We start from the raw sequence: 26,267 nt of genomic DNA, 5'->3' as shown, positions 1-26,267 counted from the left end.
CCATGAAGTCCATCAACCTCGCAGCCGGTGAGGGGGAGCTCAACCCCCTCATCCCGCACCCGATCGAGATCGTTCTCGGTGTCGTGGTGTTCGGTCTGCTCTACCTGCTCGTCAAGAAGTTCGTCGTTCCGAACTTCGAGGAGACCTTCGCGGCCCGCACCACGGCCATCGAGGGCGGGCTCAAGGCGGCCGAGACCAAGCAGGCCGAGGCCGACGCCAAGCTCGCCGAGCTCGAGCAGCAGCTCGCGGACGCCCGTCACGAGGCGGCGCGCATCCGTGAGGAGGCCCGCGAGCAGGGCGCGACGATCGTCGCCGAGATGCGTGACCAGGCCCAGGCCGAGTCCACGCGCATCGTCGAGAGCGGCAAGGCCCAGATCGAGGCGGAGCGCCAGCAGGCGGTCACCTCGCTCCGTGCCGAGGTCGGCGCGCTCGCGACCGGCCTGGCCGGTCGCATCGTCGGGGAGAGCCTGGACGACGAGGCTCGCCAGAGCCGTGTCGTCGAGCGCTTCCTCGCCGAGCTCGAGACCGGTGCCCCGGGCGGGGTCAACTGATGTCGTCGGTCTTCCGCGGAGCATCGGCCGACGCGCTCGCCGCGCTGTCCGGTGAGCTGCGGCAGGTCGCCGACGGTGATCTCGCCCAGGTCGGTGACGACCTCTTCCGGGTCGCCGGCATCCTCCGCAGCGAGCCCGGCCTCCGCCGGGTCGTGACGGACGTGTCGGTGTCCCCGGACGCCAAGAAGGGTCTGCTCCGGCAGATCCTCGCCGGCAAGGTCGCCGACGGCGCGCTGTCCGTCGTCTCCTCGGCGGTCGCCCGTCGCTGGACCGTGGGCCGCGACCTCGGGGACGCGCTCGAGCGCCTCAGCGAGACCGCGATCGTGCGGTCCGCCGGGGCGGACTCGGCCCGCCTCGAGGACGAGATCTTCTCCGTGGCCCAGGTCGTGAAGGAGACGCCCGCCCTGCGCGACGCGCTCTCCGACCCGGCCCGTGCGACGGACGACAAGGTCGCCCTCGTCGAGGACCTGCTCGGTGGCAAGGCGCTCCCCTCGACGGTGGCGCTCGTCAAGCAGTCCCTCGCCGGTACCTACCGCACGGTGGCGGTCGCCCTCGCGACGTACGGCCGTGTGGCGGCCGACGTGAACGGTGAGCGGGTCGCGAAGGTGACGGTCGCCAAGCCGCTCGCCGACGGCGACCGCACGCGGCTGTCCGACGTACTCTCGCGTCAGTACGACCGTTCGGTGCACCTCAACGTCGTGGTCGACCCCAGCGTCATCGGAGGTGTCCGCGTCGAGATCGGCGACGACATCATCGACGGCACCGTGGTCGGTCGTCTCGACAGCGCACGACGCAGCCTCGCCGGCTGACCCCGGCACCCCTAGTCCCCAGAGCCGTACCCGAGCCCTTCACATCCCGGGCCAGCGAACAGAAGGAAGAGTGATGACGGAGCTTTCGATCCGTCCGGACGAGATCCGTGACGCGCTGCAGCGTTTCGTTTCGGACTACCAGCCCGAGACCGCCAGCCGCGACGAGGTCGGACTGGTCTCCGAGGCCGGTGACGGCATCGCCCGCGTGACCGGTCTGCCGTCGGCCATGGCCAACGAGCTGCTCGAGTTCGAGGACGGGACCAAGGGCCTGGCCCTCAACCTGGACGCCCGCGAGATCGGTGTCGTCGTGCTCGGCGACTTCGACAAGATCGAGGAGGGGCAGCCGGTCAAGCGCACGGGCGAGGTCCTCTCGGTCCCCGTCGGCGACGGCTACCTGGGCCGCGTGGTCGACCCGCTCGGCAACGCGATCGACGGCCTCGGCGCGCTCGAGACCACCGGTCGCCGCGCTCTCGAGCTGCAGGCGCCCACCGTGGTCGAGCGCAAGTCGGTGCACGAGCCGCTCGCGACCGGCATCAAGGCGATCGACGCCATGACGCCGATCGGCCGCGGCCAGCGCCAGCTGATCATCGGTGACCGCGCGACCGGCAAGACGACGATCGCGATCGACACGATCATCAACCAGAAGCAGAACTGGGAGTCGGGCGACCCGGCGAAGCAGGTGCGCTGCATCTACGTCGCCATCGGCCAGAAGGGCTCGACCATCGCGTCGGTCCGCGGCGCCCTCGAGGAGGCCGGCGCTCTCGAGTACACGACGATCGTGGCCTCGCCCGCGTCCGACTCGGCCGGCTTCAAGTACCTCGCTCCCTACACCGGCTCGGCCATCGGCCAGCACTGGATGTACGAGGGCAAGCACGTCCTCATCGTGTTCGACGACCTGACGAAGCAGGCCGAGGCCTACCGCGCCGTGTCGCTGCTGCTGCGTCGTCCGCCGGGCCGCGAGGCCTACCCGGGTGACGTCTTCTACCTGCACAGCCGCCTGCTCGAGCGGTGCGCGAAGCTGAGCGACGAGCTGGGCGCCGGCTCGATGACGGGTCTCCCGATCATCGAGACGAAGGCCAACGACGTCTCGGCGTTCATCCCGACCAACGTCATCTCGATCACCGACGGCCAGATCTTCCTGCAGTCGGACCTGTTCGCGGCCAACCAGCGCCCGGCCATCGACGTCGGCGTCTCGGTCTCCCGCGTGGGTGGTGCCGCCATGACGAAGGCGCTCAAGGCCGTCACGGGCTCGCTCAAGGTCGACCTGGCGCAGTTCCGCGCCATGGAGGCCTTCGCGATGTTCGCGTCCGACCTCGACGCCGCGTCGCGCCAGCAGCTGTCGCGCGGCCAGCGCCTCATGGCGCTGCTGAAGCAGCCGCAGTACTCGCCGTACCCGATCGACCAGATGACGGTCTCGCTGTGGCTCGGCACCTCGGGTCGCCTCGACATCGTCCCGGTCGACGACGTCATCCGCTTCGAGCAGGAGTTCATCGACTTCCTCAAGCGCTCGCACGACGGCGTCCTCGCGGGCATCCGCGAGAGCCTGAAGTTCGAGGACTCCACCGCGGAGTCCCTCGCGAGCGCGTACGACTCGTTCCTCGACCAGTTCGAGACCTCCGACGGCCAGTCCATCAAGGCCGGCAAGGAGTCGCACGAGGCGCTGGAGGACGACGAGCTCGAGCAGGAGCAGATCGTCAAGCAGAAGCGGGGCTGACCCATGGCCGTATCGCTGCGTGAGTACCGCGCACGGATCAAGTCGACGGAGTCGACGAAGAAGATCGTGCGCGCCATGGAGCTCATCGCTGCGTCCCGCATCATCAAGGCGCAGCAGCGGGCGCAGGCCGCGGCGCCGTACGCCCGTGAGCTGACGCGTGCGGTGTCGGCCGTGGCGACGTTCTCGAACGTCGACCACGCGCTGACGACCGAGCCGGAGAACCCGACCCGGGCCGCGATCCTCATCGTGACGAGCGACCGCGGCCTGGCCGGGGCCTACTCGTCCAACGTGCTGCGCGAGGCCGAGCGCCTCGCGGAGCGCCTGCGGAGCGAGGGCAAGACCGCCGACCTCTACGTCAGCGGCCGCAAGGGCGAGGCGTACTTCAAGTTCCGCCAGCGTCCGGTCGCCCGGGCGTGGACGGGCTTCAGCGACCAGCCGACGTACGACGACGCGCGTGACATCGGCCAGACCCTGATCTCGGCGTTCCTCACCGAGACCGGCGAGGTCGTCGACGACATCACCGGTGTCGACGAGGTGCACGTCGTGTTCACCCGCTTCAAGTCGATGCTGACGCAGGAGCCGACGGCGATCCGTCTGCTGCCGCTCGAGGTGGTGGAGGGGGAGGAGTCGCCCGACAAGGACGACCTGCTCCCGCTGTACGAGTTCGAGCCGTCCGGCACCGAGGTGCTCGACGCGCTGCTGCCGAAGTACGTGCAGAGCCGCATCTTCTTCGCGCTGCTCCAGGCGGCCGCGTCCGAGCTGGCTGCTCGGCAGAAGGCGATGAAGGCGGCCTCGGACAACGCGGACGAGCTCATCAAGAAGTACAAGCGCATCGCCAACCAGGCCCGCCAGGCCGGCATTACCCAGGAAATCAGCGAGATCGTCGGTGGCGTCAACGCGCTGGCCGACGCCCAAGCCGGGAGTGAGTGAAGACAATGACTGCCACTGTTGAAGAGACCCAGGCTGGCGGGGCCGCTCGTTCCGTCGGTCGTATCTCGCGCGTGATCGGCCCGGTCGTGGACATCGAGTTCCCGACCGACGACATGCCCGAGATCTACGCCGCCCTCGAGGTCACGTTCGACCTCGGCGGCACCGAGAGCACGATCATCCTCGAGGTCGCCCAGCACATCGGTGACGGCATGGTCCGCGCCATCTCGATGAAGCCGACCGACGGCCTCGTCCGCGGCTCGCAGGTCGTGAACACCGGTTCGTCCATCACGGTGCCCGTCGGCGACGTGACGCTCGGCCGCGTGTTCAACACGACCGGTGACTGCATGAACCTCGCCGAGGGCGAGACCCTCGAGGTCAACGAGCGCTGGGGCATCCACCGCAAGGCTCCGGCCTTCGACCAGCTCGAGTCCAAGACGCAGATGTTCGAGACCGGCATCAAGGTCATCGACCTGCTCACGCCGTACGTGACCGGTGGAAAGATCGGTCTGTTCGGTGGTGCCGGTGTCGGCAAGACCGTGCTCATCCAGGAGATGATCGCGCGTGTGGCCCGCAACCACGGTGGTGTGTCGGTGTTCGCCGGTGTCGGCGAGCGCACCCGTGAGGGCAACGACCTGATGGTCGAGATGGAGGAGGCGGGCGTCTTCGGGCAGACCGCGCTCGTCTTCGGCCAGATGGACGAGCCCCCGGGCACGCGTCTGCGCGTGGCCCTCTCGGCGCTGACGATGGCGGAGTACTTCCGCGACGTGCAGAAGCAGGACGTGCTGCTCTTCATCGACAACATCTTCCGCTTCACGCAGGCCGGTTCCGAGGTCTCCACGCTGCTGGGCCGCATGCCCTCCGCCGTGGGCTACCAGCCGAACCTGGCCGACGAGATGGGTCAGCTGCAGGAGCGCATCACCTCGACGCGTGGTCACTCGATCACGTCGATGCAGGCGATCTACGTCCCCGCCGACGACTACACCGACCCGGCCCCGGCCACGACGTTCGCGCACCTCGACGCGACGACGGAGCTGTCGCGCGACATCGCGTCGCTCGGCATCTACCCGGCCGTGGACCCGCTGACGTCGACGTCGCGGATCCTCGACCCGCAGTACATCGGTCGTGAGCACTACGACTGCGCGATCCGCGTCAAGCAGATCCTCCAGCGCAACAAGGAGCTGCAGGACATCATCGCGATCCTCGGTGTCGACGAGCTCAGCGAGGAGGACAAGGTCGTGGTGCACCGTGCGCGCCGCATCCAGCGCTTCCTCTCGCAGAACACCTACGTCGCCAAGCAGTTCACCGGCATCGAGGGCTCGACCGTGACCATCCAGGACACGATCGAGGCGTTCAACAAGATCGCTGCGGGCGAGTACGACCACGTCGCCGAGCAGGCGTTCTTCATGTGCGGTGGGCTCGACGACGTCGAGGCCAAGTGGGCCGAGATCCAGAAGAGCATCTGACGATGGCCGGCACTCTGCACGTCGAGCTCGTCAGCGCCGACCGCGTGGTGTGGTCCGGCGAGGCCACCCGCGTCATCGCCCGCACCATCGCGGGCGACGTGGGTGTCCTCCCGGGGCACGCGCCGCTGCTGTCGGTGCTCGCCGAGGGCGTCGTCGACATCCAGTCCGACCAGGGTGAGACCTGGATCGCGGCGGTGGCCGACGGCTTCCTCTCGGTCGCGAACAACCGGGTCTCGATCCTCTCCGAGTACGCCGAGCTCTCCCACGAGATCGACCTCGAGAAGGCACGCGCCGATCTCGAGCGGGCTCGTGGTGCGGGCGAGGACGACACGGAGGCGATGGCCGCCCTGCGGGTGGCCGAGGCGCGCATCCGCGCCGCCGAGCACGCTTCCTGACGGTCCGACGCCCGGCGTCGTACCCGTTCGACCGGACTGCCCGGCCCACACCGTCCGCGGTGAGGGCCGGGCAGTAGTCTTTCCCCACCGCCGTGGGGAGCTCTCTCCACGTGCGCCGTCTTCCCGAGGAGGATCCAGATGCCGCTGTGGCAGTGGCTGCTGGACGGCGTGGGCGTGATCCTCGGGCTGGTCATCCTCTACGGCGTCGCGCTCGTCGTACGACGTCGGCTTCTCGCCCGCAACGGCGGCACGTTCGAGCTGAGCGTCCGGGTGCGCGACCGCCACATCGGCCGCGGCTGGCTGCTCGGTGTCGGCCGCTACAGCGGCGACTCGCTCGAGTGGTTCCGGATCTTCTCGCTGTCCCCGCGGCCGAAGCGCCGCTGGGTGCGCGCGACGCTCGAGTACGAGACCCGTCGCCACCCCGAGGGCCACGAGGCCGTCGCGCTCTACGCCGACCACGTGGTCGTCGAGTGCACCACCCCGCAGGGCCCGGTCGAGCTCGCGATGAGCCCCTCGTCGCTCATGGGGTTCCAGTCCTGGCTCGAGGCCGCGCCGCCCGGGATCACCGGCCACATGTGAACCGCGGCGCGGGTGGCAGGATCACCGCATGCCGAACCCCCGCGTCTCCATCACCTACTGCACCCAGTGCAACTGGCTCCTCCGCGCCAGCTGGTACGCCGGAGAGCTCCTCACCACGTTCGCCGACGAGGTGGGGGAGGTCGCGCTCGTGCCCGCGACGGGCGGGGTGTTCCGGGTGGACGCGCGCACGGACGACGCCGGCGCCACCCACGCGCTGTGGAACCGCAAGACCGACGGCGGCTTCCCGGAGATCACGGAGCTGAAGCGACGCGTGCGGGACGTCGTCGCGCCCGACAAGCACCTGGGTCACGCGGACCGCGCGGCTGCCGCGGCCGCGGAGGCTGCCGTGCCGCCGCCCGCACCCGCCTGAGCGGACCGACCGGGGTCAGTCGCGCTCGCCGCCCGGCACCCACAGAACGTCGCCGTTCTCCTTGTTCGCCACCCGGGCGAGGATGAACAGCAGGTCGGAGAGCCGGTTCAGGTAGGTGATGGCCACGACGTTCATCGTGTCGGCGTACTCCTCGTACGCCGTCCAGGCGGCCCGCTCGGCCCGACGGACGACGGTGCGCGCCACGTGCAGGTGGGCGGCCCCCGGCGTGCCGCCGTTGAGGATGAACGAGCGCAGCTTCGGCAGGTCCTCGTTGTAGGTGTCGCACCAGCCCTCGAGGCGGTCGACGTACTCCTGCTCGACGCGCAGCGGGGGGAACTCCGGCTCGGCGACCACGGGCGTGCAGAAGTCGGCGCCGACGTCGAAGAGGTCGTTCTGCACCCGGGTCAGCAGCGTCACCAGTTCGTCGTCGAGCCCACCCGCGGCGAGGGCGACCCCGATGTGCGCGTTCGCCTCGTCGACCTCGGCGTAGGCCTCGAGACGGGTGTCCGTCTTCGACGTCTCGCTCATGTCGCCGAGGCGGGTGCGTCCGGCGTCGCCGGTGCGGGTGTAGATGCGCGTCAGGTTGACCATGGGGCCCAATCTAGGCCCCGTCGCCACGGCCGGCGCGGCGCCGGTCTCGTGGCACCCGGCTAGGTTCGGACGATGGCCCGCACCCGCACCTACGCCGTCCTGCTCGCGCTGCCGGGCCTCGCCCTCGCCGTCGCCGGCCTGTTCCACCCCCACGGCCTGAACTACGACACCTCGTGGCGGTGGTTCGCGCTGCACGTGCCCGGGCTGCTGGTCTTCCCCCTCGTCGGGGTGGCGCTGGCCGCGCTCGTCAGGCGTCGCACGGACCCCGTGGCCTGGCTGGTGCGGCTCAGCGCCTACGTCTACGCCACCTTCTACACCGCGCTGGACGTGGTCAGCGGCATCGGCGCCGGCTGGGTCACCCACCAGCTGGGTCCGGACGAGCCGCGCCCGCCGGCGGTCAGCGCCATGTTCGGGATCGGCACGCCGCTGGGCGAGGTGGGCTCGTGGAGCCTCCTGGTCTGCGTGGTCGTGCTCGCCGTCGACCAGCTCGCGCGGCTGCGGCTGCGCGGTCTCGTGGGGCTGCTGCTCCTCCCGGGCGCCTACCTCGTGCACATCGGTCACATCTTCGCGCCGGAGGGCGTCGCCGGGATGGCGCTCATCGGCATCGGCACGGGGGCGCTGGCCCTCGCCGGGGGCTTCGGCGCCCGTGACACCGACGCCGACGCCTGACGCCGACGGGTGACGCCGACGGGTGACGGGGGCCGGTCCAGACCTCCGCAGATCCGTGGCAACCGATCCGGCGGCCGGCGCGTCTGTACTCGTAGAAGGTGCGGAACGGGATCCGGCCCGGCGCCGGGGGAGCGAGGCATCGACATGGTCGACACGAGCGAGCAGCAGCCCACCGGTACGGCGCGGGCGGGGCACACGGTCGAGATCGTGCGCAGCGGGGCGCGGCTCGAGCTGGTCGGTGACTTCGACGTGCGCAGCACGTCGCAGGTGCGCACGGCCCTCGCCGACGCGATGGCCGACCACCCCCACGTGGTCGTCGACCTGGCGGGGGTCGCGAACGTGGACGTGACGGCGCTCCGGCTGCTCGCCGCGGCCGGCCGTCGGGCCTCCCGCGACGGGCACCGGGTGGTCGTGGCGTCGCCGGGGCCCGCCGTACGACGCCTCATGCACCTCTCGCACCTGGCCCGCGTCATGGAGGTCGAGCGCGTCGCGACCCCGGCCTGACCCCTCGCCGGTTGGCGCCCGCCGACCGGTCGGGACGCCCCGTCCGATCGGTCGGGGGTGCGGACCGTTCGATGTGGGGTGTCACACAAGACGTGGTTACCTGCCGGTCACATTCGTCATAGTCTGCCCCCATGAGTGACTCCTCGCCGAGCGCGGTCGACGCCTCCGAAGCTCCGACCCCCGCCGCCGTTCCGGAGCGGCCGGTCAAGGACCGGCCGTGGGTGATGCGGACCTACGCGGGGCACTCCACGGCGGAGGCCTCTAACGCGCTCTACCGCACGAACCTGGCGAAGGGGCAGACCGGCCTCTCGGTGGCGTTCGACCTGCCGACGCAGACGGGCTACGACCCCGACAGCCCGCTGGCGCGAGGCGAGGTCGGCAAGGTCGGCGTGCCCGTGCCGCACCTGGGTGAGATGCGCAAGCTGTTCGAGCAGATCCCGCTCACGGGGATGAACACCTCGATGACCATCAACGCCACCGCGATGTGGCTGCTGGCGATGTACCAGGTCGCCGCCGAGGAGCAGAACCCGGACCTGGCGCCGGAGGAGGTCGCGGCGCAGCTGGCGGGCACGACGCAGAACGACATCATCAAGGAGTACCTCTCGCGGGGCACCTACGTGTTCCCGCCCGAGCACTCGCTGCGGCTCATCAGCGACATGATCGCCTACACGGTCCACCAGATCCCGAAGTGGAACCCGATCAACATCTGCAGCTACCACCTGCAGGAGGCGGGGGCGACGCCGACGCAGGAGCTGGCCTACAGCCTCTGCACGGCCATCGCCGTGCTGGACGCGGTGAAGAACGCGGGCCAGGTCTCGGAGGACGACTTCGAGAAGGTCGTGGGCCGCATCTCGTTCTTCGTGAACGCGGGCGTGCGCTTCGTGGAGGAGACCTGCAAGATGCGGGCCTTCGGCCGACTGTGGGACGAGATCACCCGTGACCGCTACGGCGTCACCGACGCCAAGATGCGCCGGTTCCGGTACGGCGTGCAGGTGAACTCGCTCGGGCTCACCGAGGCGCAGCCGGAGAACAACGTGCAGCGCATCGTGCTGGAGATGCTGGGCGTGACGCTGTCGAAGAACGCGCGGGCCCGCGCCCTGCAGCTGCCGGCCTGGAACGAGGCGCTCGGGCTGCCGCGGCCGTGGGACCAGCAGTGGTCGCTGCGGCTGCAGCAGGTGCTCGCCTTCGAGTCCGACCTGCTCGAGTACGACGACATCTTCGACGGCTCCCACGTCATCGAGGCCAAGGTGACCGAGCTGTGCGAGGGCGCGCGCGCCGAGATCGACCGCGTGCAGGCGATGGGCGGGGCGATCGCGGCGGTCGAGACCGGCTACATGAAGCAGGCGCTCGTCTCGGCGCACGCGGCCCGCCGCGGGCGCATCGAGTCCGGCGACGAGATCATCGTCGGGGTCAACAAGTTCGAGACCACCGAGCCGTCGCCGCTCACCGCCGACCTCGACGGGGCGATCATGGCCGCCGACCCGGCGGCCGAGCAGACCGCGCTCGACTCCGTGGCCGCCTGGAAGGCCGAGCGCGACGAGGCCGCGGTGACCGCCGCGCTCGAGGCCCTCGCCGAGGCGGCCAAGACGACGCAGAACCTGATGGCCGCGACCCTGGTCGCGGCGCGGGCCGGGGCGACCACGGGGGAGTGGGCCGGCACGCTGCGCGGCGTGTTCGGCGAGTTCCGGGCCCCCACCGGGGTCACCGGCGCGGTCGGCGTGGCGGAGGCCGGTGCCGAGCTGTCCGCGGTGCGCGAGCGGGTCGCGGCCACCGGTGACGAGCTGGGCGGCCGGCTGCGGCTGCTGGTGGGCAAGCCGGGTCTCGACGGTCACTCCAACGGCGCCGAGCAGGTCGCCGTGCGGGCCCGCGACGCGGGGTTCGAGGTCATCTACCAGGGCATCCGGCTCACGCCGGAGCAGATCGTGGCCGCGGCCGTCGCGGAGGACGTGCACTGCGTGGGGCTCTCGATCCTGTCGGGCTCCCACATGGAGCTGGTGCCCGCCGTGCTCGACGGGCTGCGCGAGGCCGGGGCGGGCGACATCCCGGTGATCGTGGGCGGGATCATCCCGGACTCCGACGGTCGCCGGCTCCAGGAGCTCGGCGTCGCCGCCGTCTACACGCCCAAGGACTTCGGGCTGACCGAGATCATGGGCGGCATCGTCGAGGTCATCCGGCGCGCCAACGACCTGGACTGAGGCTCAGCGGGCGCGGACGCGCCGTACGAGTGCGACCGCGAAGCAGGCGAGCGCACCCGCGAGCAGCACCACCGCCAGGGTGATGAACGCGCCCTCGAACAGCCCACGGACGTAGATCTTGACGACCCCGATGTCGCCCTCGCCCTCCCCGTCGCCCGAGCCGTTCCCGTGCACCCACGCGCCGGGGAGGGCGGAGCAGAAGAAGCTGACGAGCGCCATGACGAGCAGGACGGCGCCGGAGCCGGTGAACCCGTGGCGCTCGCGGGGGCGGGCGCCCGGGTGGCCGGGCTGGGTCGGGGCGTCGAATCGGGGGTGGCTCACGACGACCACCCTTCCTCTGGGGAGCACCACCCAAACGGACCTCGCCGAGGTCGGCTGCCCACGTGCCGGTCGCCGACTAAGCCATGCCTTCCCTTCCTTGTTACTGTTCGACCCGTGGGCAAGTCCAAGGGGAAGAAGAGCGTTCCCAAGCTGAAGTGCTGCGAGTCGAAGTCGAAGTGCGGCCGCTGCCCGCTGCGCATGCTCAAGGAGGGCACGCTGCCGGACGGCTACACCGTCAAGCACCGCCACCTCGTGCGCGTGGACGGCAAGAAGGTCTCGAAGAAGAAGCTCGAGAAGGCGGCCTGACCGCACGGTCCGTCACCCCGGGCGCGCGCGTCTGCCAGAATCAGCGGCGACCGTTCCCCGGACGCCAGGAGCCACCCATGCCCGCAGCACGTTTCGCCGAGCAGCTCAACGTCCAGATCGGCAACGAGCTCGCCGCCCACAACCAGTACCTCGCGTGCGCCGTCTACTACGACGCCCTGACGATGCCGCAGATGGCGACGTTCTTCTACGGCCAGGCGCTCGAGGAGCGCGACCACGCGATGATGATGGTGAAGTACCTGCTCGACACCGACGCCGACGTGGTCATCCCCGGCGTCGACGCCCCCATCGCCCGGTTCGAGTCGCTCGTGGCGCCGGTCGAGCTGGCGCTGGCGCAGGAGAAGAAGGTCACCGAGCAGATCAACGCCCTCCTGCGCACGGCCCGCGAGGAGAGCGACTTCGCCTCCGAGCAGTTCATGCAGTGGTTCATCAAGGAGCAGGTCGAGGAGGTCGCCACGATGAGCGACCTGCTCGCCGTCGTGACGCGCAGCAAGGACGACGTCAACGACATCGAGGAGTACGTCGCGCGCGAGCAGAGCGGCGAGGGCGCCGACCCCACCGCGCCCCCGATCGCCGGCGCCTGAGCCGAGGGGCGCCGTCATGAGCCGTGTCCTGGTGGTCGGTGCCGGCGTCGTCGGCCTCTCGTCCGCGGTGCGCCTGCTCGAGGCCGGGCACCGGGTCGACGTCGTGGCCCGCGACCTGCCGCTGGAGACGACCTCCTCCGTGGCCGCGGCCCTCTGGTACCCCTACCTCGCCTTCCCCCGCACCCGCGTCGTCGAGTGGGCCGCCACGACGTACGCCGCGCTCGAGGTGCTGGCCTCGACCGAGCCCGCCTCGGGAGTGGTGCTCCGCGAGGGCACCGAGGTGCTGCGCGAGCGGACGCCCGACCCGTGGTGGGCCGAGGCCGGACCGTCGATCGCACGCCAGACCGCGCTGCCTCCCGGCTTCGTCGACGGCTGGACGTTCCGCTCGCCGGTCGTCGAGATGCCCGTCTACCTGCGCTGGCTCGTCGGCCAGGTCGAGGCGCTCGGGGGCACGATCACGCGGATGAACCTCTCCGGTCTCCCGACGAGCGCCGACGTCGTCGTGAACTGCTCGGGCATCGGCTCGCGGCTGCTCGCCGGCGACCGCAGCGTCGTGCCGGTGCAGGGGCAGGTCGTGGTCGTCGAGCAGTTCGGCCTCGACCGCTGGTGGCTCGCGGGGTCCGACGACGGCCGCTCGCCGACGTACGTCGTGCCCCGCGGCACCGAGGTGGTGGTCGGGGGGACCGACGTCGAGGGGGAGTGGAGCCGGACGCCGTCACCCGCGACGGCGGCCGCCATCCTCGAGCGCGCATCGGTGCTCGTGCCCGAGCTGCGCCACGCCCGCGTGCTGCGCCACAAGGTGGGGCTGCGGCCGTTGCGGCCCGCCGTGCGCCTGGAGCGGGTCTCCGACGTCGTGCACTGCTACGGCCACGGCGGCGCCGGCGTCACGATGTCGTGGGGGTGTGCGGACGAGGTCACCCGGCTGGTGGGCGGCGCCCCCGCGCGGACGACCTCGCGCAGCGGCGTCAGCGACGACGGGCGACTGCGCGGCTGACGAGCACGGCGATCCCGAGGCCGAGGGCGAGGCCGGCCAGCCCTCCCAGGAAGGGGCTCCACTCGCCGCCCACGGACCGGCCGACCACCACGCCGAGGGCCGCGAGCATCATCGCCGCGACGAGCCAGCCCGCACGCAGGAGCGCCTCGCGCAGGAACAGCGTCGTGAACGAGGTCGCCGCTCCCGCGCGCGTCATCGGGCGCACCGCGACCACGGCGGCCGGCGGCAGCGCGCCGTACACGTGGGGGTAGGTGTCGTCCCCGACCGGGTCCTCCTGCCAGCGGACCCCGAGGTCGTCGAGCCGGTCGGTGTCGACCGTGAGCAGCACGAGGGGCTCGGCGGCGTCGGCGTAGTAGCGGCCGAAGACGCCCTGCACCTGCTCGCGGCGGGCGGCGTGCAGGAAGCCCTCCTCGGCGAGCGTGCGCCCGCGGGTCGAGGTCGTGTAGCCGCCGGACCGCTGGGCGGCCTCCCAGTCGGAGACGGTCGCGATGTGGAAGATCTGCATGGCACCCCTTCGGTACGACGCGGGTGGCTCAGAACAGGCGGTCCTCGACGTCGTCCATGCCGCGCAGGGCGTCGTAGTCGACGACGGCGCAGGCGATGCCCCGGTCGGTGGCCAGCACGCGCGCCTGGGGCTTGATCTCCTGGGCGGCGAAGATGCCGCGCACGGGGGCGAGCAGGGGGTCGCGGTTGAGCAGCTCGAGGTAGCGCGTGAGCTGCTCGACGCCGTCGATCTCGCCGCGGCGCTTGATCTCGACGGCCACCGCGGCCCCGACCGCGTCACGGCACATGAGGTCGACGGGCCCGATGGCGGTGGGGAACTCGCGCCGGACGAGCGTGAGGCCCGCCGACAGGGTGCCGGGGTGCTCGGCGAGCAGCTCCTGCAGGTGCTTCTCGACGCCGTCCTTCTGGAGGCCGGGGTCGATGCCGAGGTCGTGCGCCGAGTCGGAGAGGACCTCCTCGAGCAGGATGCGCAGGGTGTCGGCGGGCCCCTTGCCGGACGCCTTCGACGTGACGACCCACTCGGGCGTGCCGTCCTCGGTGGTGCCCTCGACGAGCTTGCAGGGCGGGCTCATCCAGTTCAGCGGCTTATAGGAGCCGCCGTCGGAGTGCACGAGCACGGACCCGTCGCTCTTCACCATGATCAGGCGCTTGGCCATCGGGAGGTGGGCGGTCAGGCGGCCGGCGTAGTCGACCTGGCAGCGGGCAACGACGAGTCTCACGACCGTGGAACCTACCTGGTCCCGAGGGGATCCTCCGTCCCGGCGGGGCCGTGACCGTCGTGACGGACAGGTCGAGACAGGTCGGAATGGGGGGTTACCGGCCAGTAAGTTTCGTGTCATCATCAGCGCCATGACAGACACCTCTGCCACGAACGAGCGGATCGGCGCCGCGCTGGTCCACCCGTACCTCAACCACGCCGTGCGGATGTACGAGACGAAGTACGCCTCGCGTGCCGACATCGACGCCGCCATGCGCTTCGGCTGCGGCTACCCGGCCGGCCCCCTGACGCTGCTCGACCAGCTCGGTCTCGACGTCGTGCGCGAGAGCCTCGCCGCGATGTACGCCGAGACGGGCGACCACCTGCACCAGCCGGCCGACCTGCTCGAGTCCCTCGTGGGCCAGGGGCACCTCGGCCGGGCGACGGGCCGGGGCTTCTACACGTGGTCCGGCGAGGAGGTCGTGGCCGACGCGGAGACCCCGTCGGCGGACGACCGGCCGCAGCTGCGCCACGACATCGTCTCGGTGGGCGTCGTGGGCACCGGCACGATGGCCTCGGGCATCGTCGAGGTGTTCGCGAAGGCCGGGTACGACGTCACCTACGTCGGCCGCAGCGAGGAGAAGCTGGACGGCGTCGTCGCCACCATCACGAAGTCGCTCGACCGGGCGATCTCCAAGGGCAAGAGCGACGAGGCCACGAAGACCGCCGTCCTCGGGCGCCTCACCGGCGCGACGACCCGCGAGGCGCTGGCCGACGTCGACCTCGTGGTCGAGGCCATCGCCGAGGACCTCGCGATCAAGACCGAGCTGTTCGCCGACCTCGACCGGATCTGCAGGCCCGGGGCGATCCTCGCGACCACGACGTCGTCGCTGCCGATCGCGTCGTGCGCGTCGGCGACCTCGCGTCCCGAGGCGGTCATCGGGATGCACTTCTTCAACCCGGCGCCCGTGATGAAGCTCGTCGAGGTCGTCACGACGGAGCAGACGTCGACCGAGGTCGACGAGACCGTGCGCGCGCTCTGCGCGAAGACCGGGAAGGTGGCCGTCTCCTGCGGCGACCGCGCCGGCTTCATCGTCAACGCGCTGCTGTTCCCCTACCTCAACGACGCCGTGACGCTCTCGGAGCAGGGCGAGCACGCCCTCGTCGAGATCGACGCCGCGATCAAGGAGCAGGTCGAGCTGCCCATGGGGCCGTTCGAGCTGCTCGACGTGGTCGGCAACGACGTGTCCCTCGCCATCCAGAAGGAGCTGCTGGCCGAGTTCGGCGAGCCTGGTTTCACGCCGGCGGCCTCGCTGGAGCGCGCCGTCGCCGAGGGCCGGCTCGGCCGCAAGACCGGTCAGGGGTTCCACGACTACCGCTGACGGGGCCCGTCCGAGTCGGGGCCCGTCCGAGTTGGGCCCGGCGCGCCGACCGGCTTGACTGGAGCGCGACGCCGGGAGGGGCCCGGCACGGTGGAAGGGATCGACGCATGAGCGCGCGCAGCATCGCGGGGCACCCACGACGGCGCCGGCTGGCGGCCGCGGTCGCCACGACGGCCGCGGCGGCCCTCGTGCTGGCCGGGTGCGGAGGCGACGACGACCAGGACGAGTCGGTGCCCCTGCCGACCGGCCCCATCGAGGTGACCTCCAGCGAGCAGGGGTCCACCCCTGCCGACCCCTCCACCGGTGCGGACACGCCGGCCCCGGAGCCGGCCGACACCGCGACGTCGGCACCCGCGGCCCCGGCGGCGCTGCCGACCGACGCGCAGGCCTACGCGCAGGCGCTCGTCGACGCCTGGCAGGCCGGCGACCGGGCCGGGGCCGAGCGGCTCGCCGACCCCGACGAGGTCGACGACCTCTTCGACGAGGACGACCTGCTCGGCTCACCGATCTTCGTCCGCTGCGAGGGCGCGGCCGGCTCGTCGTACTGCACCTGGCAGGGCACCGGCAGCGAGGGGCCGTGGACCCTGCAGGTGCGCGTGGGCAACGAGGCCGTCTCGCAGGGCCAGGAGCGCGCCGTCACCGAGATCGAGGTGGAGGACTGAGCGCGCGCGGGGGTCGACTGCTCGCCGCGGTCGTCCTCCCCGTGCTGCTGGCGGCGGGCCTCTCCGGCTGCGGCGGTGATGCGGACGAGCCGCCGGGCGGTGGTACGGCGGGCGGGGGCGGCCTCGCCCTCCCACCCACCGACACCCGGTTCGACTACCAGCTCGGCGGCGTCCGCGACGTGCCCGACGACGTGGGGGTGGTGGCGCGCGACCGCACGGCCGACCCGCTCGAGGGCGTCTACAACATCTGCTACGTCAACGGCTTCCAGACCCAGCCCGACGAGGAGGACCGCTGGGCGGACGGCGACCTCCTGCTCACGGACGACGACGGCGAGCTGGTGATCGACGAGCAGTGGGACGAGGTGCTCCTCGACATCGGCACCGAGGAGAAGCGCGACGCGCTCGCGGACGTCGTGGGGGAGTGGATCGCGGGCTGCGCCGACGACGGATTCGACGCCGTCGAGATCGACAACCTGGACTCCTACACCCGCAGCGACGACCTCCTCGACCTCGACGACGCGGAGGCCTTCGCCGAGCTGCTGACCTCCGCGGCCCACGACGCCGGGCTCGCGATCGGTCAGAAGAACCTCGCGGAGTGGGACGGCAGCCAGGTCGGTTTCGACTTCGCCGTCTCCGAGTCCTGCGCGGAGTTCGACGAGTGCGGGGCGTACGTCGACTACTACGACGGCGTGGTGCTCGACATCGAGTACGACGACGCGGCCTTCGACGCCGCGTGCGCCGAGTGGGGCGACGAGATCCCGGTCGTGCGGCGCGACCTCGACCTGGCGCCCGACGGCGAGCGCGCGTGGTGCGACTGACGCCTCCGGCGTCGCCGCGTCCCGCGCCGTCGGTAGCCTGAGGCGCGTGCAGAAGATCCGAGCGAACTCCGTCCTCCCCGCGCGTCGCGAGGAGCTGACCCTCCAGACCGCCGACGGTCTCGACCTGGTCGCGAACCTCGCGCTGCCCGAGTCGGGCGACCCGGTGGCCACGATCATCTGCCTCCACCCCCTGCCCACCCACGGCGGCATGATGGACAGCCACGTCTTCCGCAAGGCGGCGTTCCGGCTGCCCGCGCTCGCCGGCATCGCCGTCCTGCGCTACAACTCCCGCGGCACGTGGAGCGAGCAGGGCACCAGCGAGGGCACCTTCGACAACGGCGTCGGTGAGCGCTTCGACGTCGCAGCGGCCATCGAGCACGCCGAGTTCGCCGAGCTGCCGAACGTCTGGCTGGTGGGCTGGTCCTTCGGCACCGACGTGACCCTCATGCACGGGCTCGACCCGCTGGTGCAGGGCGCGATCCTCCTGAGCCCCCCGCTGCGCTACTCGAAGCCGGAGCACCTCGCGGCCTGGGCGGAGTCGGGCCGGCCGCTCACGGCGATCGTGCCGGAGCACGACGACTACCTCCGGCCGCCCGAGGCCCGCGAGCGCTTCGCCGCCGTGCCCCAGGCCGAGGTCGTCGCCGTCGAGGGCGGCAAGCACCTCTGGGTGGGCGACGCGGAGACGGTGCTCGACGAGATCGTCGCCCGGGTCGCGCCGGGGGTCGCCGTACCGCTGCCGCGCGAGTGGGACGGCCCCATGACCACCGCCGACACGAGCGCCTACAACGCGCACAACCTGGCGGCGTACAAGGACGTCCCGGTGCCCGGGCCGGCCCAGCGGGACACCGGCGCCTGACCGGGTCCTGGAGCCCCGGTCGGTCTCAGACGGGCTGGACGCCGCCCATGGCGTCGCGCAGACGGATCAGCCCGTCACGGATGCGGGTCTTGGCGGTGCCGAGCGGCAGGCCGAGCATCGCGGCCACCTCGGTGTGGGTGTAGCCGCCGAAGTAGGCGAGCCGCAGCGCCTCGTTCTGCATGGGGCTGAGCGACTCGAGGGCGGTGCGGACACGCTGCGCCTCGATGGAGGCGTGGGCGGCCTCCGCGGTGGCGTCGTGGTCGACGGGCTGGTTCTCCTGGTGGTACGACGTGTCGCGCTTCGTCGACGCCTCGGCCGACCGGACCCGGTCGACCGCCTTGCGGTGCGCGATCGTCATCAGCCACGACATCGCGGACCCGCGGTCGGCGTCGAAGCGGCTGGCGGTGCGCCAGATCTCGAGGAACACCTCCTGCGTGACCTCGTCGGCCTGGGCCGGGTTGCGGATGACCCGCAGCACCATGCCGTGCACGCGGGCGGAGGTGGCGTCGTACAGCTCGGCGAAGGCCGCCTCGTCGCCCCGGGCCGACAGGCGGAGCAGCTCGGCGGCGCGGGCCTGCGGGTCCGGGGGTGCGGAGTCGTCGGCGGGGACCGGGTGGAGGGCGTTCACGGGCGCTCCGCCCCGTGCGGGCGGAGGATCGTGGGGGTGGCGACCACCGGTCGTGCGACGTCGTGGGGCAAGCGAGGTTCCATCCGTTCGTCCGCGTGGGGGCGGGCCAGCGAGTGCTCCTGCGAGGTACCCGACCACGACCGTGCCATGACCGGATCGGGCGACTCAGTGGACCACAGATCCCGACAGCGGGGAGGGAGGTCGGGCGAGCGACACGGACCGGTCCGGACCACCGGTCGGCGACACGGTGTCGGGACACGGTGTCGTGGCGGGGCGTCGCGACACCCCGCCACGACCGGGCTCACGGCACGGGCAGCACCGTCCTCTCCCAGGTGCCGTTGACGATGATCGCGGCCGAGGCGTAGAGCGCGAGGGCGGCGTCGGCGATCAGCAGGTAGCCCGCGAGCTCGCCGGTGCCCGTGCTGCCCGTGAAGCTGCCGAGGGCGGCGACGACGAAGACCGCGGTGAGCAGCACGAAGATCGCGATCGTCGTGAGGTTCGTCCGCAGCGCGGCCAGCAGCATGTAGGCCGAGAAGATGCCCCACGCGAGCAGGAACATCCCGACGATGTCGGCCGGGTCACCTCCGGCGGCGACGACCTGGGGCACGTAGAACTGCACCAGCAGGGCGTAGCTGAGCCAGAACCCGGCGTACGCGGTGAACACCATGCCGGGGAAGGTCTCACCCCGGCGGTAGTGGATGACTCCGGCGACGAGCTCGACGCCGAAGCCGAGCGCGAAGGCCAGCGAGAGCACCGCCGGCGTCGCGACGGGGTCGATCAGGCCGGACATCACGCTCGCCAGCACCAGGGCGGAGATGCCGAAGCTCGCGAGGCCCAGGGCGAACGGGTCCCCGTAGGTCGAGGGGGTGGCGGTGGAGTCGGGCGGCGGGACCGGGGCGAGGTGCTCGCCGACGGCGGTGTCGGGGTGGATGGCGGTCATGGGGTCCTCCGGGGCGACGGGTGGCGTGGATCACTGGCCGCTGACGCTAGGTCGCGCACCGGGCCCCCGGACCGGCCGGACGACCAGGCGCGGCCCCCTCCGGGAGAGGCCTCCCGCGGGCCGCCGTCCACCCCGCGGAGAGGTACGGCGGTGGTCAGTCGTCGCTCACGCCTGGCGGGCCCGGTAGGCCGCCACCGCCGTGCGGTTGCCGCAGGTGGTGCTGCAGAACTTGCGCGAGCGGTTGCGGGAGAGGTCGAGCACGATGCCCTCGCAGTCGTCCGCGGCGCAGAGCCCCAGGCGCGACATCTCGTCGGAGCGGATCACGTCGACCATCGCCATCGCCGTCTCGACCGCGATGCGCTCGTGCAGCGGGCTGTCGGGGTCGATGGCGTGGAGGTGCCAGTCCCAGCCGTCGTGGCGCGCGAGCTGGGGCAGGGCCCGGGCCTCGGCGAGCAGGGTGTTGACCAGCTCGACCGCGTCGTCGCGCTCGCTCGTGAGCAGGGTGCGCAGGCGCGGGCGCAGCGCGCGGACCTCCTCCAGCTCGGCCGTCGTGCGGTCGTGGCGGCCCGCATAGCGGAAGTCGGCGAAGAAGGTGTCGAGCTCGGCCACCGTCGTGAGGGTGTCGGGCTCCTCCGCGCTGTTGGCGAGCACCACGGCAGCCGTGAGGGACATCTCGGTGTCATGCGCGAAAAGCATTTTGACACCTTACCAACCCCGGTCTACTGTCACGAGTCATGACGACGTTGACTCCTGACATGCCGGCGCTGGCCGCGCCGCCCTCGCGCCTCGCCGCCGGCTTCGGCTTCGCGCTGGTCTCCGCGTCGGCGTTCGGCCTCTCGGGAGCGCTCGCCCGCGGCCTGCTCGACGCCGGCTGGACCGCCGGCGCCGCCGTCACCGCCCGGGTGGCGCTCGCCGCCGCCGTGCTCCTGGTGCCCGCTCTCCTCGCGCTGCGGGGCCGCTGGGGGCTGCTCGTCGGCAACCCCCGCAACCTGGGCACCGTGACGTTGTACGGCGTGCTGGCCGTCGCCGGTGCGCAGCTCTGCTACTTCTACGCGGTCTCCTACCTGCAGGTCGGGGTGGCGCTGCTCATCGAGTACACGGCGCCGGTCGCGGTCGTCGTCTGGCTCTGGCTGCGGCACGGGCAGCGTCCCGGCCGCGTCACCGTGCTCGGCGCGGTGATCGCCGCGGTCGGCCTCGCCCTCGTGCTCGAGGTCGTGACCGGCGTGAGCCTCAACGTGGTCGGCGTGCTCTGGGGCCTCGGCGCCATGGTGGGCGCGGCGACGTACTTCGTGATCTCCGCCGACGGCGACAACGGCCTGCCCGGCACGGTCCTCGCGGGCGGCGGCCTGCTCGTCGGCGCGGTGGCGCTCGGCACGGCCGGCCTCGTCGGCGTGCTGCCCATGCGGGCGAACACCCTCGACGTCGCGTACGGCGACCTCGTCGTCGCCTGGTGGGTGCCCGTCGTGGGCCTCGGCCTGGTGACGGCGGCGCTGGCCTACGTCACGGGCATCGCCGCCGGCCGGCGGCTCGGCTCGCGGCTGGCCTCGTTCGTGGCCCTCTTCGAGGTCGTGATGGCGCTCGTGTTCGCCTGGCTGCTGCTCGGCGAGCTGCCGCGGCCGGTCCAGCTCGCCGGCGGCCTGCTCATCCTCGTGGGGGTCATCGTCGTCAAGCTGGGCGAGCGCGACGTGCGCGCCGTCCGGGTGGGCGACCCCGAGACCGCCGAGGTCGCGGACGCCGCCTGAGACGGCACCACGCACGACGACGGGCCCGGGGCATCAGCCCCGGGCCCGTCGTCGTACGAGCAGGTCGTGCGTGCGCGGAGGTCAGCCCCGCGGCTTCTCGTCGACGGCGTCGTCGGCGAAGCCGGCCACCACGTCGCGCAGTGCACCGAGCTGGGCGGCGATGGCGTCGCGGCGCTTCGCCATCCGCTCGGTCTCGGCCTTGGTCGCGGCGAGCTCGCGGGCGGCCTCGGCCTGGCCGCTGGCGGTGATCGACTCGGACTGCGTGCGGGCCGAGACGACGATCTGCTCGGCCTCGCGGCGGGCGCGGCTCAGCAGGGCCTCGCCCTCGCGCTGCGCCTGCTCGCGCTGCGACGTGCTCTGGGCGATCGCCTCGCGGGCGCGCTCCTCGGCCGCCGCGGCGCGCTCCTCGGCCTCCACCACGATCTGGTTCGTCTGGGCCATGGCGTTGGCGTGGTGGTCGGCCGCCTCGCGGGCGAGCCGCTCCTTCTCCACGGCCAGGGCCCGGCGGGCCTCCTGGACCTCGCGGTCGGCGCCCGCACGGAGCTTCTCGGCCTGGCGGGTCGCGCTGCTGCGCAGGTCGTTCGACTCCTGCTCGGCCGCGAGCCGCAGCTGGGCCGCCTCGCGCTTGGCGGAGGCGACGAGGTCGGCGCCCTCCGAACGGGCCAGGGACCGCTCCTGCTCGGCGTCCGCGATGATGCGCGAACGGGTGTCCTCGAGGTCGCGCAGCTGCACGGAGCGCATGTCCTCGGCCTCGCGGGCGGCGTCGGCACGGATGGCCCGGGCGTCGCGCGTGGCCTGCTCCAGGATGTCCTGGGCCTCGGCCTGCGCGTTGGTGCGGACCTCGTCGGCCTCCTCCTCGGCGAGGCGGAGCATCTCGCTGGCGCGGCCGCCGAGCCCGGCGTACGTCGGGTTCTTGGCCTCGGCGAGCTGCTTGCTCACGGCGTCGAGGTGCGCCTCGAGCTCGGCGACCCGCTGCTCGGAGACGGCGAGGCTGCTGCCGAGGCCGGCCTTCTCGTCGGCGATCTGCTGGAGCGTGCGGTCGACGGCGTCCTTGTCGTAGCCGCCGCGCCGCACGAGCGGCAGCGCCGGCACGACGCCGCGCGTGTGGCCCGTGGGCCCGGCTCCCGGTCCGACGGGCGCCGGGGCGCCGGTGGTGGGACGGGGCGGCACGGCGGGGCGACTGGGAGCGGGCTGCGATCGGGGGGCGGTCGTGGGGGAGGGCGCGGAGCCGACGGCGGGGATCACCTGCGTCTGCTGCTTGTCGGGGTCGCCGACGCGCGGGTTGGGCTGGGTCGGCGTCGAGCCGGTGTCCGGCTCCTCGTCGAAGATCGACAGTCCCTTGTCGCTCATGTGTGGATGACTCCTCTGTGCCGCAGTCTCGGACGCTCGGTGGGGGCGGGCGCTGGCACCAGTGTTGCGGATGGGGGCGCGTGATCCCAGGGTCGTCGCGACACCGGGCGCGTCCGCCGGGTCGTCGCGCGTGCGACGACCCGGCGAACGAGCAGGTCAGACGCCGCGGAAGCGGTTGATGGCGTCGATGTGCTTCTCGCGCAGCTCGGTGTCGCGGACGCCGAGGCCCTGCTCGGGGGCCAGGCACAGCACGCCGACCTTGCCCTGGTGCTTGTTGTGGTGCACGTCCAGCGCGGCCTGGCCGACCTCGTCGAGGCTGTAGGTGCGCGACAGGGTGGGGTGGATCTTGGCCTGGGCGATGAGGCGGTTGGCCTCGAAGGCCTCGCGGTAGTTGGCGAAGTGCGACGACACGATGCGCTTGAGGTTCATCCACAGGTAGCGGTTGTCGTACTCGTGCATGTAGCCGGTCGTCGAGGCGCAGGTGGTGATGGTGCCGCCCTTGCGGGTCACGTAGACCGAGGCGCCGAAGGTCTCGCGGCCGGGGTGCTCGAAGACGATGTCGATGTCCTCGCCGCCGGTGAGCTCGCGGATCTTCTTGCCCAGGCGCTGCCACTCCTTGGGGTTCTGCTCGGTGCCCTCGTCGTTCCAGAACTTCCAGTTCTCCTCGGAGCGGTTGATCACGTGCTCGGCGCCCATGGAGCGCACGATCTTGGCCTTCTCCTCGTTGGAGACCACGCAGATCGGGTTGGCGCCGCCGTTGAGCGCGTACTGGGTCGCGAACCCGCCGAGGCCGCCGGAGGCGCCCCAGATGAGGACGTTGTCGCCCTGCTTCATCTGGCCGGCGTTCTTGCTCACGAGCTGGCGGTAGGCGGTGGCGTTGACCAGCCCGGGGGAGGCGGCCTCCTCCCAGGTGAGGTGGGCCGGCTTGGGCAGCAGCTGGTTCGACTTGACCAGCGCGATGTGGGCCAGGCCGCCGAAGTTGGTCTCGAAGCCCCAGATGCGCTGCTGGGGGTCCATCATCGTGTCGTCGTGGCCCGCGGGGTCCTCGAGCTCGACCGAGAGGCAGTGGGCGACGACCTCGGTGCCGGGCTTCCACTTCGTGACGCCCGGACCGGTCTTGAGCACGACGCCGGCCAGGTCGGAGCCGACCACGTGGTAGGGCAGGTCGTGGCGCTTCGTGAGCTCGGAGAGTCGGCCGTAGCGCTCGAGGAAGCCGAACGTCGAGACGGGCTCGAAGATCGAGGTCCACACGGTGTTGTAGTTGATCGCCGAGGCCATCACCGCGACGTACGCCTCGCCGGGGCCGAGCTCGGGCAGCGCGACGTCCTCGACGTGGAGGGACTTGCGGGGGTCCTTGTCGCGCGTGGCGATGCCCTCGAACATGTCGACCTCGTCGGCGTGGACGGTCACCGCTCGGTAGGACTCGGGCAGGTCGAGGTTCGCGAAGTCACCGCTGGCGGTGTCGCCGGCGAGGATCGCGTCGAGGATGTTCTGCACGACTGGGGTCTCCCTGGAGGTCGAGGTGGACGGGCCGAGCGCAAGATACCCGTCAGTAACCAGCCGTGGGCTCGAACGTGGTCTGCGTCTCATTCCCGAGGTGGCAGCACTGTCGGCGCCACCCGGTTGCGGGAGCGTTGCAGCCGGTGCCCGTGCGGTCAACGGCCCCGGGTCGCGCCGCCTGTCGTGAAGGCCAGTGCGAGCTGCTCCTCGGCGGTGCGCAGGTACGACGCGAGGCGCGTCGCCGCCTCGGCCCGACGGCCCGAGCGCAGGTGGGCCGCGATGATCGCGTTCTCGTCGAGGTAGGGCGTGTGGAACGGCTCGGGGTCCGGCATCTGGTTGAAGAACAACCTCATCTCCGCCAGCAGCAGGTCCATCTGGGCGTCGAGCCGGGCGCTGCCGGCGAGGCCGACGACCGCGCGGTGGAAGTGCTGGTTGGCGCTGGCGACGCCGCGCCAGTCGTGCGAGGCGGCCGCGGCGTGGCCCTCGCGCACCGCGAGCTCGAGGGCGTCGAGGTGCTCCGGGTCGTGCGCGACGCCGTGCTGCACCGCGGCGGGCTCGATGATGCGGCGAGCCGCGTAGACGTCGTGGACGTCGTCGACGGACGGGGTCGCGACGACGACACCGCGGTGCTCCTCGCGGCGCAGCACGCGCTCGGCCACGAGCTGGCTCAGGGCCTCGCGGAGCGTGTTGCGGGAGACGCCCAGCGCCTCGGCGAGCCGGACCTCCGGCAACCGGGTGCCCGAGGTGAGGGCGCCCTCCACGACCTGCTCGCGGAGCAGTCGTGCCGCTCGATCGGCGGACGTGCTCATCACCGTGCGACGGGCCCGTCGGGCGTCCGCGAGCGAGGTCAGGAGGGGGTCGAGCTCGGACGTCGGCACGAGCAGACCCTAACGACCCGGGAGCGACAGGGGATTGCAGGATTGTTGAACAATCCCTACGGTGAACCGATCCTGCTGCTCGGACCAGGAAGGCCCCCACCCATGAGCGAGACCCCGCCCCTCAAGGACGCCGTCACCTCGGCGAGTCGTCGATCAGCCCTGCTCGGCGCCATCTTCCTGATGGCCACCAGCGCCATCGGACCCGGCTTCATCACCCAGACCGCCACCTTCACGCTCGAGCTCGGGGCGGCGTTCGCGTGCGCGATCGTGCTCTCGATCCTCGTCGACGTGGCGGTGCAGCTGAACGTCTGGCGCGTCATCGGCGTCGCCGGTCGGCGCGCCCACGAGCTCGCGGGCGACGTCGCCCCCGGAGCCGGCTGGGTGCTCGCCGGCCTCGTGGTCGTCGGCGGCCTGGTCTTCAACATCGGCAACGTGGCCGGCAGCGGCCTCGGCACCGACGCGCTGCTGGGGCTGGAGCCGAAGATCGGCGGCGCGATCTCCGCCGCCCTCGCGGCCGCGATCTTCCTCAGCCACCGGGCCGGCATGGCCCTCGACCGGGTGGTCGTGCTCCTCGGTCTGCTGATGATCGTGGCCACCGCGGCGATCGCCCTCACCTCCGGACCACCGGTCGGCGAGGCGCTCACCAGCGTCGTGGCACCGGCCGAGTTCGACGTCCTGGCCGTCACCACGATCATCGGCGGCACGGTGGGTGGCTACATCACGTACGCCGGCGCTCACCGCCTGCTCGACTCGGGCACCACGGGGCCCGAGGCGGTGCGGGACATCTCGCGCAGCTCGGTCGTCGGGATCCTCGTCACCGGCCTCATGCGCGTGGTCCTCTTCCTCGCGATCCTCGGCGTCATCGCGGGCGGCGCCTCCATCGACGCCGGCAACCCGGCCGCGAGCGCCTTCGAGGCCGCCGCGGGCGAGGTGGGCCTCCGCGTCTTCGGGCTCATCCTCTGGGCCGCGGCGCTGACGTCGGTGATCGGTGCGTCGTACACCTCGGTCTCGTTCATCACGACCTCGCGCACCTCCGACCGCACCCGCAACCTGCTGACCGTCGGCTTCATCGTGCTCACCACCGTGATCTACCTGCTGATCGAGCAGGCGCCCGTGACGCTGCTCGTCTTCGCGGGGGCGTTCAACGGCATGATCCTGCCGATCGGGTTCGGCATCCTGCTGTGGATCGCGTGGCGCCGTCGCGACCTGCTGCACGGCTACCGCTACCCGAGGTGGCTGCTCGGCATCGGCGTGCTCGCCTGGCTGCTGACGCTCTACCTCGCCTACAACTCGATCACGCCGATCACCGAGCTCTGA

30 protein-coding genes are annotated in these 26,267 nt (G+C 71.8%); 20 read left to right on the top strand and 10 right to left on the bottom strand.

Going from position 1 to position 26,267, the window contains the following annotated elements; all coding sequences use genetic code 11:
• The first annotated feature begins 2 nt into the window (after positions 1-2).
• The 8 genes from K329_RS0102760 to K329_RS24165 all read left to right on the top strand — a co-directional run bounded on the left by K329_RS0102760 (position 3) and on the right by K329_RS24165 (position 6,811).
• On the top strand, positions 3-551 hold the full coding sequence (locus K329_RS0102760; RefSeq protein ID WP_028471861.1) for a F0F1 ATP synthase subunit B: 549 nt from the start codon (positions 3-5) through the stop codon (positions 549-551).
• Positions 551-1,360, top strand: coding sequence for a F0F1 ATP synthase subunit delta (locus K329_RS0102755; protein ID WP_028471860.1), 810 nt, complete (start codon positions 551-553; stop codon positions 1,358-1,360). The genes K329_RS0102760 and K329_RS0102755 overlap by 1 nt, the downstream gene beginning before the upstream one ends.
• A 73-nt stretch (positions 1,361-1,433) precedes the next feature.
• On the top strand, positions 1,434-3,074 hold the full coding sequence (gene atpA, locus K329_RS0102750; protein WP_028471859.1) for a F0F1 ATP synthase subunit alpha: 1,641 nt from the start codon (positions 1,434-1,436) through the stop codon (positions 3,072-3,074).
• A 3-nt stretch (positions 3,075-3,077) separates the two neighbouring features.
• On the top strand, positions 3,078-4,004 hold the full coding sequence (locus K329_RS0102745) for a F0F1 ATP synthase subunit gamma (RefSeq protein ID WP_028471858.1): 927 nt from the start codon (positions 3,078-3,080) through the stop codon (positions 4,002-4,004).
• 5 nt (positions 4,005-4,009) lie between these two features.
• Complete coding sequence (gene atpD / locus K329_RS0102740) at positions 4,010-5,467, top strand: F0F1 ATP synthase subunit beta (RefSeq protein ID WP_028471857.1); 1,458 nt, start codon at positions 4,010-4,012, stop codon at positions 5,465-5,467.
• Positions 5,468-5,469: 2 nt separating this feature from the next.
• Positions 5,470-5,862, top strand: coding sequence for a F0F1 ATP synthase subunit epsilon (locus K329_RS0102735; RefSeq protein WP_028471856.1), 393 nt, complete (start codon positions 5,470-5,472; stop codon positions 5,860-5,862).
• Between the two features lie 138 nt (positions 5,863-6,000).
• Complete coding sequence (locus tag K329_RS0102730; protein WP_028471855.1) at positions 6,001-6,441, top strand: DUF2550 domain-containing protein; 441 nt, start codon at positions 6,001-6,003, stop codon at positions 6,439-6,441.
• A gap of 28 nt (positions 6,442-6,469) precedes the next feature.
• Entirely contained in the window at positions 6,470-6,811 is a 342-nt protein-coding gene (locus K329_RS24165) for an Rdx family protein (RefSeq protein WP_052336283.1), read from the top strand.
• Between the two features lie 15 nt (positions 6,812-6,826).
• On the opposite strand, the gene K329_RS0102720 is transcribed toward K329_RS24165, so the two are convergent.
• Positions 6,827-7,402: a cob(I)yrinic acid a,c-diamide adenosyltransferase gene (locus K329_RS0102720; RefSeq protein WP_028471854.1), complete on the bottom strand. Its 576-nt coding sequence runs from the start codon at positions 7,400-7,402 to the stop codon at positions 6,827-6,829.
• Between the two features lie 72 nt (positions 7,403-7,474).
• Here K329_RS0102720 and K329_RS29250 point away from each other — a divergent pair, with 72 nt between their 5' ends.
• From K329_RS29250 to K329_RS0102705, 3 genes are all read left to right on the top strand, one after another.
• Positions 7,475-8,071: a hypothetical protein gene (locus K329_RS29250; protein ID WP_052336282.1), complete on the top strand. Its 597-nt coding sequence runs from the start codon at positions 7,475-7,477 to the stop codon at positions 8,069-8,071.
• A 144-nt stretch (positions 8,072-8,215) separates the two neighbouring features.
• Positions 8,216-8,575 carry an STAS domain-containing protein gene (locus K329_RS24155; RefSeq protein ID WP_052336281.1) on the top strand — a complete coding sequence of 120 codons (360 nt, stop codon included), beginning with the start codon at positions 8,216-8,218 and terminating at the stop codon, positions 8,573-8,575.
• 131 nt (positions 8,576-8,706) lie between these two features.
• The gene (locus tag K329_RS0102705; protein WP_084540937.1) at positions 8,707-10,770 is read left to right on the top strand and encodes a protein meaA; all 2,064 of its coding nucleotides are present in this window, start codon (positions 8,707-8,709) and stop codon (positions 10,768-10,770) included.
• A 3-nt stretch (positions 10,771-10,773) separates the two neighbouring features.
• On the opposite strand, the gene K329_RS0102700 is transcribed toward K329_RS0102705, so the two are convergent.
• Positions 10,774-11,091 carry a hypothetical protein gene (locus K329_RS0102700; protein ID WP_157571531.1) on the bottom strand — a complete coding sequence of 106 codons (318 nt, stop codon included), beginning with the start codon at positions 11,089-11,091 and terminating at the stop codon, positions 10,774-10,776.
• A 114-nt stretch (positions 11,092-11,205) separates the two neighbouring features.
• On the opposite strand from K329_RS0102700, the gene K329_RS0102695 reads away from it, so the two are divergent.
• The 3 genes from K329_RS0102695 to K329_RS24150 all read left to right on the top strand — a co-directional run bounded on the left by K329_RS0102695 (position 11,206) and on the right by K329_RS24150 (position 12,993).
• A complete protein-coding gene (locus tag K329_RS0102695) occupies positions 11,206-11,397 on the top strand; it encodes a hypothetical protein (protein ID WP_028471851.1) in 192 nt (63 codons plus the stop codon).
• A gap of 77 nt (positions 11,398-11,474) precedes the next feature.
• A complete protein-coding gene (locus tag K329_RS0102690; RefSeq protein WP_028471850.1) occupies positions 11,475-11,999 on the top strand; it encodes a ferritin in 525 nt (174 codons plus the stop codon).
• A 16-nt stretch (positions 12,000-12,015) separates the two neighbouring features.
• Entirely contained in the window at positions 12,016-12,993 is a 978-nt protein-coding gene (locus K329_RS24150; RefSeq protein WP_052336280.1) for an FAD-dependent oxidoreductase, read from the top strand.
• On the opposite strand, the gene K329_RS31390 is transcribed toward K329_RS24150, so the two are convergent.
• Positions 12,965-13,498: a DUF952 domain-containing protein gene (locus K329_RS31390; protein ID WP_084540936.1), complete on the bottom strand. Its 534-nt coding sequence runs from the start codon at positions 13,496-13,498 to the stop codon at positions 12,965-12,967. The genes K329_RS24150 and K329_RS31390 overlap by 29 nt on opposite strands.
• Before the next feature lie 28 nt (positions 13,499-13,526).
• On the bottom strand, positions 13,527-14,216 hold the full coding sequence (gene nucS, locus K329_RS0102675; RefSeq protein WP_028471849.1) for an endonuclease NucS: 690 nt from the start codon (positions 14,214-14,216) through the stop codon (positions 13,527-13,529).
• Positions 14,217-14,346: 130 nt separating this feature from the next.
• Here nucS and K329_RS0102670 point away from each other — a divergent pair, with 130 nt between their 5' ends.
• From K329_RS0102670 to K329_RS0102655, 4 genes are all read left to right on the top strand, one after another.
• Entirely contained in the window at positions 14,347-15,576 is a 1,230-nt protein-coding gene (locus K329_RS0102670; RefSeq protein WP_028471848.1) for a 3-hydroxyacyl-CoA dehydrogenase family protein, read from the top strand.
• 107 nt (positions 15,577-15,683) lie between these two features.
• Positions 15,684-16,238, top strand: coding sequence for a hypothetical protein (locus K329_RS0102665; protein WP_028471847.1), 555 nt, complete (start codon positions 15,684-15,686; stop codon positions 16,236-16,238).
• 41 nt (positions 16,239-16,279) lie between these two features.
• Positions 16,280-17,056: an endo alpha-1,4 polygalactosaminidase gene (locus K329_RS0102660; RefSeq protein WP_211225715.1), complete on the top strand. Its 777-nt coding sequence runs from the start codon at positions 16,280-16,282 to the stop codon at positions 17,054-17,056.
• 46 nt (positions 17,057-17,102) lie between these two features.
• Positions 17,103-17,912 carry an alpha/beta hydrolase gene (locus K329_RS0102655; protein WP_028471845.1) on the top strand — a complete coding sequence of 270 codons (810 nt, stop codon included), beginning with the start codon at positions 17,103-17,105 and terminating at the stop codon, positions 17,910-17,912.
• Between the two features lie 25 nt (positions 17,913-17,937).
• On the opposite strand, the gene sigK is transcribed toward K329_RS0102655, so the two are convergent.
• The 3 genes from sigK to K329_RS0102640 all read right to left on the bottom strand — a co-directional run bounded on the left by sigK (position 17,938) and on the right by K329_RS0102640 (position 20,176).
• Positions 17,938-18,540: an ECF RNA polymerase sigma factor SigK gene (sigK, locus tag K329_RS0102650; protein WP_028471844.1), complete on the bottom strand. Its 603-nt coding sequence runs from the start codon at positions 18,538-18,540 to the stop codon at positions 17,938-17,940.
• 301 nt (positions 18,541-18,841) lie between these two features.
• Entirely contained in the window at positions 18,842-19,480 is a 639-nt protein-coding gene (locus K329_RS24140; RefSeq protein ID WP_052336279.1) for an acetate uptake transporter, read from the bottom strand.
• A gap of 165 nt (positions 19,481-19,645) precedes the next feature.
• A complete protein-coding gene (locus tag K329_RS0102640; RefSeq protein ID WP_028471843.1) occupies positions 19,646-20,176 on the bottom strand; it encodes a CGNR zinc finger domain-containing protein in 531 nt (176 codons plus the stop codon).
• Between the two features lie 38 nt (positions 20,177-20,214).
• On the opposite strand from K329_RS0102640, the gene K329_RS0102635 reads away from it, so the two are divergent.
• Entirely contained in the window at positions 20,215-21,222 is a 1,008-nt protein-coding gene (locus K329_RS0102635; protein ID WP_028471842.1) for an EamA family transporter, read from the top strand.
• 81 nt (positions 21,223-21,303) lie between these two features.
• Here K329_RS0102635 and K329_RS24135 read toward each other — a convergent pair whose 3' ends face one another.
• From K329_RS24135 to K329_RS24130, 3 genes are all read right to left on the bottom strand, one after another.
• On the bottom strand, positions 21,304-22,572 hold the full coding sequence (locus tag K329_RS24135; RefSeq protein ID WP_052336277.1) for a DivIVA domain-containing protein: 1,269 nt from the start codon (positions 22,570-22,572) through the stop codon (positions 21,304-21,306).
• A gap of 156 nt (positions 22,573-22,728) precedes the next feature.
• Positions 22,729-24,069 (bottom strand): crotonyl-CoA carboxylase/reductase, encoded by a 1,341-nt coding sequence (ccrA, locus tag K329_RS0102625; RefSeq protein ID WP_028471841.1) that lies wholly within the window; start codon positions 24,067-24,069, stop codon positions 22,729-22,731.
• A gap of 158 nt (positions 24,070-24,227) precedes the next feature.
• Positions 24,228-24,950, bottom strand: coding sequence for a GntR family transcriptional regulator (locus tag K329_RS24130; protein ID WP_043641903.1), 723 nt, complete (start codon positions 24,948-24,950; stop codon positions 24,228-24,230).
• 102 nt (positions 24,951-25,052) lie between these two features.
• On the opposite strand from K329_RS24130, the gene K329_RS0102615 reads away from it, so the two are divergent.
• Complete coding sequence (locus K329_RS0102615) at positions 25,053-26,267, top strand: NRAMP family divalent metal transporter (RefSeq protein ID WP_028471840.1); 1,215 nt, start codon at positions 25,053-25,055, stop codon at positions 26,265-26,267.

The sequence above is a fragment of the Nocardioides alkalitolerans DSM 16699 genome, assembly GCF_000426525.1.
In the GTDB taxonomy this organism is placed as follows: Bacteria; Actinomycetota; Actinomycetes; order Propionibacteriales; family Nocardioidaceae; genus Nocardioides; species Nocardioides alkalitolerans.
The sequence above is the reverse complement of the archived record's forward strand: the minus strand, read 5'-3'. Positions and strand labels throughout refer to the sequence as shown.